Here is a 17,746-nt window from a genome sequence, read left to right on the forward strand (position 1 = left end):
GTACCAGGGGGTGTCGACCGCGCGGGCGGGGGGCCATTCGGCTTCGTCGCGCCACTGGTTGATGCCCATGACGAAGATCTTGACCGGCGGCGCGGTATCGACCCCGTTGTCGGCGTCCTTGAGCCAGTGGTCGAACCAGTCCAGTTGCAGCTCGTCGTAGGCGATGCCGACGTGCATCGAGGCCATGCCGAAATTCACCTCGCCGGCGAGGCTGCCCGCCGCTCCGCTCTTGGATATGTGAGTCCATGGGCCGACGACCAGCCGGGTGGGTTTGCCCAGAGCGGTCATGGCGATGTGGTTGTCCAGGCTGCCCTGCAGGAAGACGTCGAACCAGCCCCCGCTGTTGAGTGCGGGGGCCTCGACGCTGCTGTGTTTGCCGGCGATGGTTGCCCCGTCGGCGGTGGCGGGGTCGGCCAGTGCGCGGTGGATGCCGAGATCTGGGACTCCGTGCCGGGTTACGGTGGGCAGATCACCGGCGGGCAGTATCCAATAGCCGTCGGAGGCGAGGCCGTCGAAGTCCGCGACGAGGTCGGCGAAGGCGGTGGCGAACTGCGCCGGGTCCTGTGCCCGCGCCGCGATCTCGCCGGCACCGGTCATCAGTGACCAGATCCCGTTGAGGCCCAGTTCGATCGCGCCACCGCGGAAGTGCAAGCCATTGGCCGGATCGCTCCAGGTGACCTGCGGGCTTATCGCCCGCAGCTCCGGCGGCTTGGCCAGGGCCGCTGCCCACTGGGTGTTGCCGGTGTAGCTGCCGCCGAACATGCCGACGACACCGTTGCTGCCGGGCAGGCCCGCCGCCCAGCGCACGGTGTCGTAGCCGTCTTCGACTTCGTAGGTGAAGGGGAGCCAGTCGCCCTCGGAACCGAACCGCCCGCGGGTGTCCTGACGGATCAGGATATAGCCGCGGGACACCGCGGTGAACGGGTCGAGGTATCCCTGCAGCGCGGCGCGCCGATCGTAGGGCGTGCGCTCGATGAGAACCGGCCACGGGCCCTCCCCGACCGGCCGGTACACATCGGCGCGCAGGACGGTGCCGTCGCGCATCGTGGCCTCGACGTCGGATTCGATATGAATTCCGGACAACATTGTCTCGCTTTCGTCTTCAGGGCTCGCACGGGCGGCCGGAGACGCCGCTCCCGTGCAGGTAGGGGGCCCGATCGCAGTCGCATAGCAGCCAGACCCGCCTTATAGGTACCAATAACGGTTAAATGGTACCTAATAAAGTACTTCATGGCTGTTGTTCGGGGAAGAAGCCAACTCCGCGGCTCCTTCCCTGTGGTCCCATCGGGTTACTCGTCCTCGGTGAAGAGCGGGCGAATCCCGCGCGCCGCATGATCTGGTCGTTGCTTGCGCCCGCCGCGATCATCGGCCAGACCAGCGCGTCGTCGCCGACGATGAAGTCGATCACCACCGGGCGGTCGGTGATTGCTCTGGCTTGCGCGATGACGGCGTCGACGTCCCCCTCCCGGTCACGGCGCAGCGCGGCACAGCCGAGGGCTTCGGAGAGCTTGACGAAGTCGGGGACGCCGGGGAGTGGGTGGCGAGGTCGACGTTGCAGTACCGGCCGCCGTAGTCGTGGTGTCGATGCTCGCCGCCCGCAACGGCATCTCGGTGCGCCTGGCCGAATCCGACTGCGGCGGGGGTGAAAGCGCTCGTGCTGATCCCGGCGGCCCTGCTGGCCGACGATGTTGTCACAGAGCCCCGTCCGGCCCCGGTCACCGACGCCCGTGCCACCGCGGCGATCTCCGGCGCCCGGGAGCCGTCGACCCCGCCGCCGGATTCCGCCCACGAGGAACCGCGACCGTGACCTCGTCGGCTTCGACCGATCTCGACTGGCTCCGGCGCGAACTCGACCAGCGCCTTCCCGGCGTACGCAGCGCCACGCTGCTGTCCGCGGACGGGCTGCTGATCGCCCGCTGCCGATCGCTTCCCCGACCCGAGGCCGAGCACCTGTGCGCCATGTCCGCAGCGCTCTACAGCCTGCCGCGCGGCGCGGGCATCCGGTTCGCCGGCCGCGGCGTGCGGCAGGTCGTCCTCGAACTCGATGACGCGGTCTTCTTCGTCACCGCGGGCGGGCCGAACGCGTGCCTGTCGCTGTGAGCCGATTCGTCGGCCGATATGGGGATGGTCGCCTACGAGATGAACCAGACCGTTCAGCGGGTCGGGCGATCTCAGTCGGCGACGACGAGGCACGGCGGCAGCCGTCCGGATCCCGCGTGACGCCTGCCCGGGAGTCTCGTAGCAGGACTCCCGGGCAGGTGGTGCCGATTCGGCCTCGGCTGTCTCAGTCGTGCTTTTTGAGCCAGGTTCCGACCAGCGCCATGCTCTGCCGACTGGCACGTTGACTCAGCGAGCCGAGGAAGCCGTGGTAGGTCCCCGGAATGACGGTGTACTCGACTTCGACTCCGGCCTCGCGGAGGTCGCGGTGCATCGCCGCTCCCGAAGCGCGGAGCCAGTCGCGGTGGGCGTCGATCATCAGCGTCGGGGGGAACCCGTGCAGGTCCGTTCCGCCCGGGAAGGCCGGTCCGGGGCCGATCAGCGTCTCGTCGGCGGTGTAGTTGATGCTGATGCGGCGGACCATCGCCGGGGTGAGCAGCGGTCGCGAGAAGAAGTCCAGCTCGGCCTCGACCTCGGGGGCCGGGGGCAGGGTGCCGTGGAACAGGCCGTAGAAGAGTACCGTCGAGGCGATCGCGGGTTCCGCTTCGTCCCGCAATCGGACGGCCGCCGCGGCGGAGAGATTCGCGCCGCCGCTGGCTCCGCCGATATGGATCGGCGATCCCGAGTCCGCCGCGAGCCAGCGGGCTACGTCGACCACATCGTCCAGCGCGGCTGGGAATCGATTCGGATGCGGTGGCGGCACGCCCCGGCCGAGCAGACCGCGGGCGGGCGCGAGCCGGTAGCGGACAGTCACGACCCGGCGCTCCGTGGCCGCCAATCGCGCCGGAAGGTCGGATTCACGCATGTCGAGTCCGCCGTAGACGAACGCACCGCCGTGCAGCCAGAGCAGCGGCGGAGCTGTCGACGCTCCACCGGCGGGGTGGTACTCGCGGATGGGTATCGGGTTGTGCGTCCCTGGGATGACGCGGTCTTCGATTCGGAGGGTATTCAATCGTCGTTCCTTCGTTGAACGGCTGGGCGGGCGGATGTGGCGGATCGTCGGTTGTTCGTCCCGGGACGGCGGCATCGAGGGGAGCGCGTCGGCCAGGATTTCGAGGACATGGCGGTAGGGCAGGCCCGTGGCCCGGGTCATGCCGAGTTCACAGGTGCGGTTGAGCGAGGCGTGGGCCGCGGCATCGGCTCGTAGGGTCGCGGCAGCCTCGGGTGCCGTGGCTGCCGCGGTGAGTTCGGGATGCAGCATTCCGCGATCACCGGCGAAGCCGCAGCATCCCCAGTTCTCGGGAACGTGGACGTCCTCGGCCGCGGCGGCCGCGACCCGACGGAGGGAGTCGCCGATTCCCATTCGGGTGGCGGAACAGGTCGGATGCACGGTCAGCGAGGTGACTCGTTGCCCGGGCGGCAGCAGGTCCAGCACGACCCGGTCGACGAATTCGACGGCGTCGAGCACGCGGATCCCGGTGCCGTCCAGCAGAACGTGCAGCCCTTCGGTGCACGACGACGCGTCACAGACGACGGGCAGTTCGCCGTCCCCGGTCGCGGTCAGCAACGAACTCCGGAGGCGGTCGCGCATGACCGCGTACCCCTCGGTCAGGCCCTTCGACTTCCACGGTGTGCCGCAGCACAGCGCGGGCAGATCGGCGGGAGTGGCGAGCGGGACGCCGGCGCGCCGGCACAGCTCCAGGAAGGATTGCGCCACTCCGCCGGTGCCCGGCTCGGCGGGGCCGAACATCGTGGTGGTGCAGCTCGAGAAGTAGACGGCCACCGCGGCGGGCTCGGCGAAGACCCGTCGCACGGTGCCACCGGCGGGCAGTTCGGCGGTGTACTTCGGCACGACGTCGGCTCCGAGCACGGCGCGGCCGGCCGCGGTGGCCGCGCCGGGGAGGGCGGCGGGTACGGCGTGTGCGACCGAGAGGGCGATGCCTGCCCCGCGGCTGACGGTGCCCCAGTGCTTCGCCGCCTGCTTCCAGCCGAATTGCGCCGTGGCGCTCTGATTCTCCGCGCGCAGGCGCCGCACGAGATCGCCCGTGTCGATGAGCACGGGACAGGCGGTCCGGCACATGCCGTCCACGGCGCACGTCTGCACGCCGTCGTACTCGTACTCCGAGCGCAGCTGCCGCACCAGGGCGGTGTCACCGGCTGCGTCCGCGCGCGCGATCTCCCGGCGCAACACGATGCGTTCGCGCGGAGTGAGGGTGAGATCCTTGCTCGGGCAGACCGGTTCGCAGTAGCCGCACTCCACGCAGCGGTCGACCTCCGCTTCGACCGGGTACACGATCTTCAGGTCGCGGACGTGGGCGGCGGGGTCGTCGGTGAGCAGGACGCCCGGGTTGAGCAGCCCCTCCGGATCGATGAGCCGCTTGATCTCGCGCATGACGTCGTACAGCTCGTCGCCGTACTGGCGCCGGAGGAAGGGCGCCATGATGCGCCCCGTTCCGTGCTCGGCTTTCAGGGTGCCGCCCTGGGCGAGCACGAGTTCGACCATGTCCTCGGTGAAGGCCTCGTAGCGCCGCAGCGAGGCGGGGTCATCGAAGCGCTCGTTGAGCAGGAAGTGGATATTGCCGTCTTTGGCATGGCCGAAGATGACACTGTCCCGATAGCCGTGTCGCTCGAAGAGCTCGATCAAGCGGGTGCAGGCGGTCAGCAGCCGGTCGACGGGAACGGCGATGTCCTCTAGCAGGGCGGTGGTGCCCGACGGGCGGGCGCCGGCGACGGCGGTGAAGAGTCCCTTGCGGATGTGCCACAGCTGCGCCCTGGTCGCCGGGTCGCTCGTCAGCGTGGCCGGGGCGACGAGCGGCAGGGAATCCAGGAGGGGAGCGGAGCGGCCGGTGAGCCGGTCGAGCTCGTCCGCGTCGTCGCCCTGGTGCTCGACGAGCAGCGCCGCATGCCCGTCGACGTCGAGCGCGCGCAGCTCGGCGGTGGCTTCGGGGTCGCGCTGGGCGACGCGCAGGCTCGTGGCGTCGAGCAACTCGATGGCGGCGAAGCCGGCGTCGACCAGGGCGGGCAGGGCGGCGGTCGCCGCGGCGAGGGTCGGGAAGACGAGCAGCCCGGTGGCGGCGTGCGCCTTGGCGGCGACGGTGCGGAACGTCGCCTCGGCGAGGAAGGCGAGCGTGCCCTCGCTGCCGACGAGCAGGTGCTCCAGGATGTCGACGGGGCGGTCGTGGTCGAGGAAGGAGTTGAGCCCGTAGCCCATCGTGTTCTTGATCGCGTACAGCCGCTCGATGGTCGCCACCGAGTCCGGGTCCGCGCGGACGCGGTCGCGCAGGCGTTCCAGCCCGGCGTGGATGCGCGGCTCGGCGGCTCGCAGCAATTCGTCGGCGTCAGGGGCGGCGGTGTCGATGACGGTGCCCGAGGGCAGCACCAGCACCGCCGAGGACAGGGTCCGGTAGGTGTTGGCGTGCGTGCCGCAGCACATGCCGCTCGAGTTGTTCGCGACGACTCCGCCGATGGTGCAGGCGATCTCGCTGGCGGGGTCGGGGCCGAGTTTGCGGCCGTGGCGCAGCAGTGCGGCGTTCACCGCGCGCACGGTCGCGCCCGGTCCGGTGCGGACGCGGTCGCCGTTGTCCAGCACCCGCACGGCGCGGAAGTGGGTGCGGGTGTCGACGATCACTCCGCTGCCGCCCGCCTGCCCGGACAGGCTGGTGCCGCCGGAGCGGAAGGTAACCGGGACACCGGCTCCTCGTGCGGCGCGCAGCGTGGCGGCGACGTCGCCGGCGTTCCGGGCGGTGACGACGGCCTGGGGGACGAGCAGGTAGTGCGATCCGTCGTGGGCGGCGGCCAGCCGATCGGTGGCCCGCACTCCCACCGGGACGCCGATGGCGTCGAGTTCGCGCAGCAGCGTGCCGTCGGGGGCGGGCAGGGTGGCGGTGTCAGTGTGATTCACGAGATACCTTCGATCCGCTGGAGCCGACGAGGAAGTCGAGGTCGGCTCCGGTATCGGCCTGCATGACGTGGTCGACGTAGAGCCGCTCCCACCCGCGGCGCGGGTCGGCGAAGCCGTCCCGGGTGGCGGCGCCGATCTCGCGCGCCGCCAGCTCGTCGGCGGGGACGTCGACGTCGAGGCGGCGGTTCGGCACGTCGAGCTCGATCCAGTCCCCGGTCCGCACCCGGGCCAGGGGACCGTCCGCGGCCGCCTCGGGTGTTACGTGCAGCACGACCGTGCCGTAGGCGGTGCCCGACATCCGGCCGTCGCAGATGCGCACCATGTCCCGCACCCCCTGCTCCAGCAGCTTCTTCGGCAGCGGCATGTTCGACACCTCGGGCATGCCCGGGTAGCCCATCGGGCCGCACCCGCGCAGGACCATGACCGAATCCGCGTCGATGTCGAGGTCGGGGTCGTCGACGCGGGCGTGGAAATCCTCGATCGAGTCGAACACGACAGCGCGGCCGCGGTGCCGCAGCAGGTGCGGTGACGCGGCGGCCGGTTTGATGATCGCCCCGCGCGGTGCGAGCGATCCGCGCAGCACGCTGATCCCGGCGGCCGCTACGAGCGGCTGGGCGCGGGGGGTGATGACCTCGGTGTCCCAGATCCGCGCGTCGTCGAGGTAGTCGACCAGCGGACGACCGGTCACGGTCAGCGCCGCGGGGTCGAGCAGGTCGCGCACCTCGCGCAGGACGGCGAGGAACCCGCCGGCGCGGTGCAGGTCGTCCATCAGGTGCCGGCCGGCCGGTTGCAGGTCGACCAGCAGCGGCACGTCGGCGCCGATGCGGTCGAAGTCGTCGATCGTCAGGTCGACACCGAGCCGGCCCGCGATGGCGAGCAGGTGCACGACGGCGTTGGTGGAGCCGCCGATGGCGGCCAGCGCCACGATCGCGTTGTGGAAGTTCGCCTTCGCGAGGAAGGTCGAGGGGCGTCGGTCCCGCGCGACCAGGTCGACCGCGAGCCGTCCGGTGTCGTGGGCTGCTTCGAGCAGCCGGGCGTCCGGTGCGGGAGTTCCCGCGACGCCGGGAACCACCGTGCCCAGCGCTTCGGCGACCAGCGCCATGGTCGACGCCGTCCCCATGGTGTTGCAGTGCCCCTTGGAGCGGATCATCGATGATTCCGATGTCGTGAACAGTGCCTCGCTCAGGGTGCCCGCACGCACCTCCTCGCTCAGGCGCCAAACGTCGGTGCCGCAGCCGAGCGCCTTGCCGCGGAAGTGGCCGGTGAGCATCGGGCCGCCGGGGACGACGACGGCGGGCAGGTCGACCGAAGCCGCGGCCATGAGCAGGGCGGGAATGGTCTTGTCGCACCCGCCCAGCAGCACGACCCCGTCGATCGGGTTGGCGCGCAGCATCTCCTCCGTCGCCATCGCCATCATGTTCCGCCAGAGCATCGCGGTCGGCCGCACCTGGGTTTCGCCGAGCGAGACGACCGGAAGGTTGAGCGGAATCCCGCCCGCCTCGTAGATGCCGTTCTTGACCGATTGCGCGACCTCGTCGAGGTGGGCGTTGCAGGGCGTGAGGTCGGAGGCGGAGTTGGCGATGGCGATCTGCGGGCGTCCGCGGAAGGCACTGTCGGGCACACCACGTCGCATCCAGGCCCGGTGGATGTAGGCGTTCCGGTCTTGGCCGGAATACCACGCCGAACTCCTGAGCTCGGTCGCCATCATTTACCAACTTTCGGAAATTAGGTCCAACAGACGGAATATGACTATAGTAGCGGTGTATCCGGCCGACGACGAAAGGGATGCGCATGACCACCGCCGATTCGGTGATTCCGGCGGGACCCACCCGGTGTGAGCTCGGCGAAGGGCCGGTGTGGGACCCGATTCGCCGTGTGGTTCTGTGGGTCGACATCCGGCGCGGGCTCGTCTTCTCGGGGCGTCTGGAGGAGCACGGGCGCGTGACCCTGATGGATCAGGTCTCGCTCCCCGGCACGGTGGGCGCGGTAGCCGTCGCCGAGGACGGATCCTGGATCGTCGCGGGCTCGCGCACACTGATCCACCGCCACGTCTCCGGTACTACTCACGAACTCGCGCGCGTTGTTCCCCCCGGCCGGTCGCGGCGCACGAACGACGGAAAGCCCGACCCCGCGGGGCGCTTCCTCATCGGAACCCTCGCCCTGGACGGCCCCTCCGAGCAGGAGACGCTCGTCCGGCTCGAGGACGACGGAAGCCTCACCGTCATCGACGGCGACCTCACCCTCTCCAACGGCCTGGCTTGGAGTCCCGACGGATCGACGCTCTATTCGGCCGACACCCTGCGCCGCGTCGTGTACGCGCGTCCCTACGACGCTGTCACCGGCGCGATCGGGCAGCGGCGAACGCTCATCACGTTCGACGACGGCTTCCCTGACGGTATGTGCGCCGACGCGGACGGCCACCTCTGGATCGCGATGTGGGGCCTGGGCGAAGTGCGCCGCTACCGACCCGACGGGGTCCTCGACCGCACCCTGCGTGTGCCGGCCCCGCACGTGTCCAGCGTCGCGTTCGCCGGTTCCGGTCTCGACACGTTGGTGATCACCACCGCGACCCAGGATCTGTCGGACGAGCAGCTCGCGGCCCACCCGCTGTCGGGAACCTTGTTCACCGCCCGGCCCGGCGTCCGAGGCCTTCCCGTGCCGCCGTGGCGCGGCCTCAACGAGATTTCGAAGGAGACCACATGAAGCTCGCCAGGATCGGAGCGCCCGGCGCGGAGAAGCCGGCCGCGTTTCTCACCGCAGACACCTACATCGACCTCTCCGATGTGGTCACCGATTTCGACGAGGCATTCTTCGGCGGCGGCGGCCTCGACCGCATCCGGCCGCTGATCGTCGAACGCGCCGAGGCCGGGCACATCCGGCAGTTGGGTGGAGAGCGCATCGGTGCACCGATCGCCCGGCCACACCAGATCATCTGCGTGGGACTCAACTACAGCGACCATGCGGCGGAGACCGGTCAGGCGGTGCCCGAGGAGCCGATCCTGTTCACCAAGTCCCCCAATACGGTGATCGGCCCGAACGACGACGTGCGCATCCCCCGCGGTTCGACCAAGCCGGACTGGGAAGTCGAACTGGGCATCGTGATCGGTGCCCGCACCCGCTACCTGGACTCACCGGAGCAGGCCCGCGACCATATCGCCGGCTGGGTGGTGGTCAACGACGTCAGCGAACGCGCTTTCCAGCTGGAACGCGGCGGCCAGTGGTTGAAAGGAAAGTCCGCCGAGACGTTCAATCCGGTCGGACCGTGGCTGGTGACGCAGGACGAGGTGCCCGACGTCCTCGACCTGGGCATGCGGCTGGACGTCAACGGTGTGCGCCGGCAGGACGGATCCTCCTCGACGATGATCTTCGACCCCTACTTCATCGTCCACTACATCAGCCAGTTCCTGGTCCTCGAACCCGGCGACCTGATCAACACCGGCACGCCGCCCGGCGTCGGCATGGGATTCCGGCCGCCGATCTGGCTGCAGCCCGGAGACGTCATGGAGCTCGAAATCGACCGCCTCGGGTCACAGCGTCAGAAGGTTCTCGCGCCGCGATGAAAGCATTCGTCATCACCGGTCCCGGCGAGGCCGCTGTGCTCGACGTCGAACCACCGGCACCCGCCGCAGGCGAGGTCGTCGTAGATATTGCGCGTGCGGGCATCTGCGGCACCGATATGGAGTTCTACACCGGCGAGATGCAGTACTTGCACGAAGGTTTGGCAGAGTATCCGATGCGCATCGGACACGAATGGATGGGCACCGTCTCCGCGGTTGGCGCCGGGGTCGACTACTCCTGGGTCGGGCGTCGCGTCACCGGCGATACGATGCTCGGCTGTCAACGCTGCGAGCGGTGCCGCGCCGGATACCACCACGTGTGCGAGTTCCGCAGCGAGATCGGTGTCCGCAACGGGCGCCCGGGCGGGCTGGCCGAACAGCTCGCGGTGCCCGTGTGGGCGCTGCACCTGTTACCCGATACGGTTGACGACGCCTCGGGTGCCATGGTCGAACCGGGTGGCAACGCCTGGCGCTCGGTAGCCGCAGCGAACCTCAAGCCCGGAGACCGTGTTCTGATTCTCGGCCCCGGAACCATCGGCCTGCTCTGCGCGCTGTTCGCCCGTGCCGCGGGCGCCGAGGTGCATCTCCTCGGCCGCCCCGACCGCTCGCTGGAGTTCGCCAAGACCTTCGGATTCGACGGGGTATGGACCCACGACGATCTTCCGGATCTGCCGTGGCACGCCGTCATCGACGCCTCCAACGCGCGGCACCTGCCTGCCCGCGCCGTCGAGCTCGTCGAGCCTGGCCGCCGCATCGTGTACGTCGGCCTGGCCGGCAGCCCCAGCCTGATAGACACCAGGATGCTCGCGCTCGGCGACATCACCGCTGTCGGCATCCTCGGCGCCTCCGCGGGACTCGATCCGACGATCGCTGCCTACGCTGCGGGCGCCGTCGACCCGCGCCCGCTCATCGCCGCGACCGTCGGCCTCGAGGAACTCGGCGCCGTCCTGGCCGGCGCCCGTCCCGCACATGCCGGAGCCGGACCCAAGATCCACGTCGAGATCTCTCGGCACACCCCTTCCGAGCAGGAGCAATCATGAAACGCGCACTCGTGACCGGTGGCGCCCGCGGTCTCGGCGCCGCCACAGCCGACCGGCTGCGCGCCGACGGGATCGACGTCGTCACCGTCGACCGCGACGGCGACGCCGACGAACTGCTGGACATCACCGATGAAGCAGCGGTCGCCGAGCTCGCAGTCCGGGTGGGGCCGGTCGACGTCCTCATCAACTCGGCGGGCATAGTCGGGCCGAACAAGCCCCTGATCGAGACGGATTCGGCCGACTGGCGCCCCACCTTCGAGGTGAACGTGCTCGGTACGGTCGCCATGATGCGCGCGTTCGTCCCGGGGATGGTGGATCGTGGGTGGGGCCGCGTCGTCAACTTCGCGAGCATGGCCGGTAAGGACGGGAATCCCAACCTCGCCGTTTACTCAGCGTCCAAGGCCGCCGTCATCGCCCTGACCAAGTCGTCGGGCAAGGAGCTCGCCACCACCGGGGTCCTGGTGAACGCGATCGCCCCGGCGGTGATCGCCACGCCCATGAACGCGACCACCGCCCCGGACGTGCTGGCGCACATCACCAGCCTCATCCCGATGAAGCGCGTCGGGGAACCCTCCGAGGTCGCCGAACTGGTCGCATGGCTGGCATCGGAGAAGGTCAGTTTCTCCACCGGCGCGGTCTACGACATCAGCGGCGGCCGGGCGACCTACTGAGCCCGGCAGCCGAGGCATTCCGGCTGGTCATCGTGCGCCACTGGTCAACTGGTCGACCATGTGCTGGATAGCCGGAACCTCGGCCACCAGCTTTTCCACAGGCATGCGGAAGGCCAAAGCGCTCACGCTGATGGCGCCGAGCGGGCGCCCGCCGGTGTTCCAGCGCACCGGGACAGCGACACAGTTGATGCCGACCTCGTTCTCCTGATCATCTATCGCGTAACCACGTCGCCCGGTCTCGACCAGCTCGGCCCAGAGTGCATCGACCGAGGTGATGGAGTGCGGAGTTCGCGCGGGCAGCGGGCCGTCACCGATCAGCTCGCGCAACTGGTGCTCACTGTCGAGGGTGGCGCTCAACAGCAGCTTCCCGACCGCTGTGCGATAGGCGGGATTACGCCCGCCGACGACGGAGGTCAGCCGCACACCACCGGTCGGCGGGTCGACTTTGGCGCGATAGACCACCTCGGCGCCTTCGAGAACCGCGTAGTGCGCGGTTTCTCCGTAATGGTGAGCAAGCTCGACGAGGACCGGTTCCACGAGAACCGATTCCGGCCTCGCGTGGTGGAACCGGAACGCGAGTCGCACGAAGTCGTCGCCCAGCGAGTACACACCTCTGCCGAGTTGAGCCGCCAGGCCCGCTCTCCGCAGGGCACCCAGCGCACGATGCACTGTCGGTTTCCTGCTGCCCAGGCGGTGCGCGAGCTCGTCCAACGTGATCCCGTCCGGATGCTCCGCAAGCTCGAGAAGCACCGCCAGAACGCGATCGGCGCCGACCACCGATGCACCCACACCTGCTACTTCTTCACCCTTCACGCATCCCTCTCGCTGGCTGGGCTCTACCCGGACCCTTTCAGACTATCGGAACTTCCTTCTGGCAGTGCTCCCTGGGACCTCGCGGGTATGTGTTCGGGGCACGGGTGTCGGGTGAACGAGATCGGCCGGGTATGCCTCCTAGGCAAGAGCTCTTCTGGATCGCTGAAGGGCGCTTTGGTCAGCTGGACATTGGTGCGTACAGATGGGTTCGCGCTGCGTGTGGATCGCCGCTGTGGGCGGCCGCCTCGATGAAAATGCTGCCGTGCGGTGTCTGGAAGCCATTCGGGGTCCAGCGCTGGAGTGGTCGGGTCGTGCAGTCGACGGTGAGGCGCACGCGTTCGGCCGGTTCCGCCTCGACGGGCAGGAAGCCGATCAGTTTCCTGACCGCGTCGCCCTTGTGTGCGGGGTCGGTGGCGTAGATCTGGACGAGGTGTCGCCCGGCGCGGGCGCCGGTGTTCGTCACTGTGACGGTGACCGGGAACCGCTCGCCCTGAATCGGTCCCGCGGTGACGTCCTGGATGTCGAAGGTGGTGTAGCCGAGGCCGAAGCCGAACGGGTAGGCGGCGGTCTTGCCGTCTCGGTCGAGCTTGCGCTGGCCCCACCACCGCCCGTAGGTCACTGTGCCTGCGTTCCAGTCCACGACGGGCAGGTCTTCGCGGCGACGAGGGATGGCGACGGGCAGCCGGCCCCCCGGTTCGGCATCACCGAGCAGCAGGTCGGCGAGCGCGCGGCCGCCCTCCATTCCGGGATACCAAGCCAGCAGGACGGCGGGGACCTCGGAATCCCAGGGGTCGAGCATCACGGTGCCCCCGGCGATGACGACGACGATGGTGCGCTCGTTGGCTGCGGCGACGGCCCGGATCAGCGCGACGTCGTCCGGCCGCAGGTGCAGGTCCCGGCGATCCCCGCCGGCGGCTTCCTTGCGCGCGAGCATATAACCCATCGCCTTGGCCGCCAGGGTGGCGACGGGGCGGAAGCGCAGCGGACCGCCGGTGAGCCGCATGGTGTTCACGTCGAAGGCAGCCAGCGACTCACCCTCGTCGATGGCGGTGTTACCGACGACGACCACCGCCACATCCGCGGCGCGCGCCGCCGCCGCCGCGACCGTGGTATCCGTGCTGTCGACGGTGACCACTCGTCGACCGAGGCGCTCCCGCAACCCGTCCACTACGGACGAGGTCGATGGCGGGGTGACCATGGACGACCCGTTGTCTCCCAGATTCGGTCGGTCGCACAGCCGGCCGAGGACCGCAATCCGTCCGAGAGAGGCCTGGTCCAGCGGAAGCAACGGTGTGCCGCCGACCGGTTGGTTGCGCAGCAGGACGGTGCCCCGGCGTGCGGCTTCGCGCGCCAGCTCTCGATGCGCGGGAGAGGCGACGACGTCAGGAGTCGGGGTCGGCCGGGCGCGCACGGCGAACCGCAGCTGGGCCCGCAGCAGCCGGGTGGCGGGGCGCTCGATGTCCGCGCGGGTGAGACGCCCGTCGCGCAGCGCGCCCGGCAATGCGGCAGCGCGCTGCTGGCGGAACGGCATTTCGAGGTCCTGACCGGCGAGCACCGATTCCACGGGGTTCCGCAGCCCCCAGATCCAGTCCGTGAGCGCGAATCCCGCGAAGCCCCAGTCCTTCCGCAACACGTCGGTGACCAGATGCCTGTTCTCTCCGGCGAACTCGCCGTTGACGGCGTTGTACGCGGTCATCACCGCGTCGACGCCCGCCTCGACCACCGTCCTGAAGTGAGGAAGGTACACCTCGCGCAGGACGTCCTCCTCGACGCGAACGTCGACGGTGAAGCGCGCCTCCTCCATGGAGTTGAGCGCGAAGTGCTTGACGGTCGTCATGACCCAGGGGTTGACGCCCTCGGTGAGTGCGGCGCCCATCGCGCCGAGCAGGACGGGGTCCTCGCCGTAGGACTCCTGCGAACGACCCCAGCCGGGTGCGGGTGCGAGATTGACGCAGATGCCGCCGAAGAGGTTGGCGCCCAGCGCGCTGGCCTCCATACCGATGGCGCCTCCGATCGTCCGCTCGAGCGCGACGTCGAAGGTGGCGGCGCGGGAGATGGGCACCGGGAAGCAGGTCGAGTGCTGCATGACCACGCCGCGCGGACCGTCGGTGAAACGGATACCGGGAATTCCCAAACGGTCTATCCTGCCCGCCTCGGTGGGCACGCTGCGGAACCGCTTCATCAAGCCGCGGACGCCCCGGTAGATCGGGATGTCGCCGTCGAGCAGCCACAGCAGCTCCGCCTCGGTCATCTGCCCGATCACGCCATCGACGGCCTGGTCGACGTCCTGTTCGCCACGGCGAACGGCATCCACGGCGTCGGCGAATGCGGTGCCCCAGGCGCGGCTCGGGTCGGTCATCGGTGTTCTCCTCGTCGATCGAAGTGCGGCGGGGGTCGGGGGCGCTACACGCGCAGGGTGCTCATCCCGCCGTCGACGCGCAGCACCGTCCCGGTGGTGGAGCCCGCCCCCGGCGAGGCGAGGCCGGCGACCGCGACCGCCACCTCGTCGGTGGTGACGAGGCGTCCGATGGGCTGCCGTGCCCGCAGGGCCGCGGCCGCCTCGTCGGGGGAATCGGTGCCGCTCAACAGCTGGCCGACCCACGGTGAGTCGACCGTGCCGGGCGCGACGGCATTGACGCGGATGCCGTCCGCGACATGATCGGCGGCCATCGCCAGGGTCAGCGCCGCGACCGCTCCCTTGGTGGCGCTGTACAGCGCCCGCGAACGCACACCGACAAAGGCAACGGCCGAGCAGAGGTTCACCACGGAGGCGTTCGGGGAGCGCCGCAGGTGCGGGAGCGCGGCTCTCATGACGCGAGCAATTGCCACGACATTGACGTCGTACACCCGGTGCCATTCGTCGTCGTCGTTCGCCGTGATGTCCCCGGTCGCCCCGATACCGGCGTTGTTCACCACGATGTCGAGTCCGCCGAGCTCGGCGACGATGTGGGCGACGGCGGTCTCGACCGCGGCGGCGTCGGTGAGGTCGCACCGCAGGGCCGGCACGTCCGGCGCCGCCGCCGAGATGTCGCGGTCGAGGACAGCGACACGGGCGCCGCGCCGCCGCAACTCGGCAGCCGTGGCCGCACCGATACCGCTCGCGCCGCCGGTGACCAGAGCGGCCAACCCTGTCAACTCATCCATCCGCTGCTCCCAAGATGCGTGCGATACCAGCCTCGCCGCTCCGTTCAAGCTGTTGGAACGACATTCCGCATTCTGCACACTACTCGGTCGGCGACTCGCTATGTCAACTATCTGACAAATATTCTGAATCCTGGAACGATGAATACGATCAACCGCGGTGAACAGCGAACGACCGGGCGGTGGCTGCTGACAGGCTCGTCAGCTCGGGCCGGGTACTCGCAGTCCTGATCGAGTTGGCTCGTCGGTCAAAGGGTGCGCCTGGGGAGCTGGCGCGAGCGGTCTCGATCCTGAAGTCGACGGCCCACCGCGCTCCGGGTTCTCGACCGCAGCGGGCTCGGCCACTGGGGGAGGACGGGCCGCTGCGCCCTCGCCTGGCCCGCCTCGGATCGGGCCGGTTTCTGCTGTGGGCGCCGTCCACAACTGCCGAGACTGTGGTCCGGCAGTGTCGCGAAGGGGTTTGCGAGTAGGGATCGGCGCTGTGTACCGTGAAGGCTAGTTCTAATAATGGATAGTTATTTCCATCTATTGGAACTTGAAACCGTCCGAAGCGCGCCCGTCCGTGACCCGAGGAAGTGTTCACGCCACCATGCAGACCGACAACCACTCCGGAGAGCCGCGCGAGTATGCCTGGCAGCCCTTCGGCGACCGCTGGACCGTCACCGCCGAGGGCGCTCCGCCGATCGAGGTCGCCCTGCCACACGACGCCATGCTCGCCGAACCGCGTAGTGCCGACGCCCCCAGCGCGTCGTCCGGCGCCTACTTCCCGGGCGGCCGCTACACCTACCGCAAGCGCTGGCTCGCACCCGACGTGCCGCCCGGACATCGGGTGTTTCTGCGTTTCGAGGGCATCGCCCGAGTCTCCACGATCGTGGTGAACGGCGAGGAGTTCGCGGGTGCGCCCAATGCCTATCGGGACATCGAAGTCGATGTCACCGACGCGCTGCGACCCGACGGCGTCAACGACATCGAGGTCGTCGCCGACAACAGTGAGCAGCCGAACAGCCGGTGGTACACCGGTTCCGGAATCCACCGGCCCGTCTGGTGGCAACTGCGCGGACCCGTCACCCTGGGCAAGCACGGTATCCGGGTACGGACGCTGAGCATCGGCGCGCCCGCGCTCGTCGAGGTGGAACTCCGCTTCGCCAACCCCGATCGCCGCACGGTGCGGGCCGGTGTCGAACTCTCGAGCGGCGGTGCTGTGGTGGCGGCGGAGTCCGCCTCCACCGACGGGAGCAGCGCGCGGATCGTGCTGGAAGTGCCGGAGCCGCGGCTCTGGTCGGCCGACGAGCCGAACTTGTACGACTGTGTGGTAGTCCTCCGAGCCGACGAGCAGGTCCTCGACGAGCGCCACAGTCGCGTCGGACTGCGCACCGTGGCCCTCGACGCCCGGCGTGGTCTGCTGATCAACGACATCCCGGTGCTGTTGCGCGGCGGCAACATTCATCACGACAACGGCGTCATCGGTTCGCTCGCCCTTCCCGCGGCCGAGCGTCGGCGAGCGCGGATCTTGAAGGAGAACGGTTTCAACGCGGTCCGCAGCGCGCATAATCCGCTGTCCGCGGCGATGCTCGATGCCTGTGACGAGGTCGGCTTGTACGTCATGGACGAAACCACCGATGTGTGGTGGAACGCCAAGACCCGGTACGACGACGCGAGAACGTTCCTCGACCAGTGGCCTGTAGATCTCGACGAGATGGTGCTGCGTGACCGCAATCACCCGAGCGTCATCATGTACTCGATCAGCAACGAGAACGGGGAGACCGCCGCGCGCGCCGGGATAGAGCTCGCACGACTCATGACCGCCCGGATCCATGAATTGGACGGAACGCGACCGGTCACCGCGGGGGTCAACATCGCCCTCAACGCCTTCGCCAAGCGTGATGCGGTTCCGCCGACCGAACCGGCTGCCGCGGGCGAACCGCTCATGGACAAAATGAAAAAATTGGACAGCACCGGTTTCAATATCGTTGCGCAGTTCGTGACCCCGGCGGTGCACGCAGTTACCCGCTCGAAACGCGCGGACCTCGGCACCCGAGGAATTTTCGACATCTTGGATGTCGCCGGATACAACTACGGTGCCAACCGGTTCCGCCGGGACGCCGACGCCCACCCCGCCCGGATCATGGTAGGAACCGAGGACATGCCGGGCGATATCGTTCGCATCTGGCCGCTGGTCGAACAGATCCCCAACCTCATCGGCGACTTCCTCTGGGCGGGCTGGGACTACCTCGGTGAGGTCGGTGTCGGGCACTGGGTCTACGGCCGCCGGTGGGCCGGTCTGATAAAGCCGTACCCATTCGTCAGCAGTGGATGTGGAGTCATCGACATCACCGGTCGGCCCGGCGCACCCGCCGCGCTGGCGCGGGCAGTCTGGTCGCCGGACACACCGCCGACGATCGCGGTGCGCCCGCTCGACGTCTCCGGCGAACGGGTCGCCAAAGCCGCGTGGCGTCCCAGCGACGCGGTCGACAGCTGGTCTTGGCGGGGCCGCGATGGACAGCGCGCGCACGTCGAGGTCTACTC

General features: G+C 69.2%; 13 protein-coding genes and 1 pseudogene. 7 read left to right on the forward strand and 7 right to left on the reverse strand.

Annotated elements, in window-relative coordinates:
- Together HOV91_RS34015 and HOV91_RS34020 are read right to left on the reverse strand one after the other, a co-directional pair.
- A partial coding sequence (locus HOV91_RS34015) for a CocE/NonD family hydrolase (protein WP_174189373.1) occupies nt 1–1,086 on the reverse strand: 1,086 nt, incomplete at its 3' end.
- 203 nt (nt 1,087–1,289) lie between these two features.
- A pseudogene (locus HOV91_RS34020) lies at nt 1,290–1,572 on the reverse strand (acetolactate synthase large subunit); the annotation flags it as partial.
- Nucleotides 1,573–1,642: 70 nt separating this feature from the next.
- Here HOV91_RS34020 and HOV91_RS40950 point away from each other — a divergent pair.
- Nucleotides 1,643–1,807: a hypothetical protein gene (locus tag HOV91_RS40950; RefSeq protein WP_312884878.1), complete on the forward strand. Its 165-nt coding sequence runs from the start codon at nt 1,643–1,645 to the stop codon at nt 1,805–1,807.
- Entirely contained in the window at nt 1,804–2,100 is a 297-nt protein-coding gene (locus tag HOV91_RS40955) for a roadblock/LC7 domain-containing protein (RefSeq protein WP_312884877.1), read from the forward strand. The genes HOV91_RS40950 and HOV91_RS40955 overlap by 4 nt, the downstream gene beginning before the upstream one ends.
- Before the next feature lie 184 nt (nt 2,101–2,284).
- Here the strand turns inward: HOV91_RS40955 and HOV91_RS34030 are convergent, their stop codons facing one another.
- Both HOV91_RS34030 and HOV91_RS34035 read right to left on the reverse strand, forming a co-directional pair.
- A complete protein-coding gene (locus HOV91_RS34030) occupies nt 2,285–5,998 on the reverse strand; it encodes an FAD-linked oxidase C-terminal domain-containing protein (protein ID WP_174189374.1) in 3,714 nt (1,237 codons plus the stop codon).
- Complete coding sequence (locus HOV91_RS34035) at nt 5,985–7,706, reverse strand: IlvD/Edd family dehydratase (protein ID WP_217441445.1); 1,722 nt, start codon at nt 7,704–7,706, stop codon at nt 5,985–5,987. The genes HOV91_RS34030 and HOV91_RS34035 overlap by 14 nt, the downstream gene beginning before the upstream one ends.
- An 83-nt stretch (nt 7,707–7,789) precedes the next feature.
- Here HOV91_RS34035 and HOV91_RS34040 point away from each other — a divergent pair, with 83 nt between their 5' ends.
- Genes HOV91_RS34040 through HOV91_RS34055 form a run of 4 tightly spaced genes read left to right on the forward strand, consistent with a single transcriptional unit; the run spans nt 7,790 to nt 11,266 of the window.
- Nucleotides 7,790–8,701, forward strand: coding sequence for an SMP-30/gluconolactonase/LRE family protein (locus tag HOV91_RS34040; RefSeq protein ID WP_217441446.1), 912 nt, complete (start codon nt 7,790–7,792; stop codon nt 8,699–8,701).
- Nucleotides 8,698–9,558 (forward strand): fumarylacetoacetate hydrolase family protein, encoded by an 861-nt coding sequence (locus tag HOV91_RS34045; protein ID WP_174189376.1) that lies wholly within the window; start codon nt 8,698–8,700, stop codon nt 9,556–9,558. Before HOV91_RS34040 ends, HOV91_RS34045 begins: the two co-directional genes overlap by 4 nt.
- Nucleotides 9,555–10,595, forward strand: a complete 1,041-nt coding sequence (locus HOV91_RS34050) for a zinc-dependent alcohol dehydrogenase (RefSeq protein WP_174189377.1) — start codon at nt 9,555–9,557, stop codon at nt 10,593–10,595. The genes HOV91_RS34045 and HOV91_RS34050 overlap by 4 nt, the downstream gene beginning before the upstream one ends.
- Entirely contained in the window at nt 10,592–11,266 is a 675-nt protein-coding gene (locus HOV91_RS34055) for an SDR family NAD(P)-dependent oxidoreductase (RefSeq protein ID WP_174189378.1), read from the forward strand. The genes HOV91_RS34050 and HOV91_RS34055 overlap by 4 nt, the downstream gene beginning before the upstream one ends.
- 27 nt (nt 11,267–11,293) lie before the next feature.
- Here the strand turns inward: HOV91_RS34055 and HOV91_RS34060 are convergent, their stop codons facing one another.
- From HOV91_RS34060 to HOV91_RS34070, 3 genes are all read right to left on the reverse strand, one after another.
- Complete coding sequence (locus tag HOV91_RS34060) at nt 11,294–12,055, reverse strand: IclR family transcriptional regulator (protein ID WP_217441447.1); 762 nt, start codon at nt 12,053–12,055, stop codon at nt 11,294–11,296.
- 202 nt (nt 12,056–12,257) lie between these two features.
- Complete coding sequence (locus HOV91_RS34065) at nt 12,258–14,438, reverse strand: beta-glucosidase (RefSeq protein WP_174189380.1); 2,181 nt, start codon at nt 14,436–14,438, stop codon at nt 12,258–12,260.
- A gap of 44 nt (nt 14,439–14,482) precedes the next feature.
- Nucleotides 14,483–15,223 carry an SDR family NAD(P)-dependent oxidoreductase gene (locus HOV91_RS34070; RefSeq protein ID WP_174189381.1) on the reverse strand — a complete coding sequence of 247 codons (741 nt, stop codon included), beginning with the start codon at nt 15,221–15,223 and terminating at the stop codon, nt 14,483–14,485.
- Nucleotides 15,224–15,809: 586 nt separating this feature from the next.
- On the opposite strand from HOV91_RS34070, the gene HOV91_RS34075 reads away from it, so the two are divergent.
- Nucleotides 15,810–17,746: glycoside hydrolase family 2 protein (locus tag HOV91_RS34075; RefSeq protein WP_174189382.1), on the forward strand; the 1,937-nt coding region annotated here is incomplete at its 3' end.

The sequence above is a fragment of the Nocardia barduliensis genome (assembly GCF_013315795.1).
GTDB classification, from domain to species: domain Bacteria; phylum Actinomycetota; class Actinomycetes; order Mycobacteriales; family Mycobacteriaceae; genus Nocardia; species Nocardia barduliensis.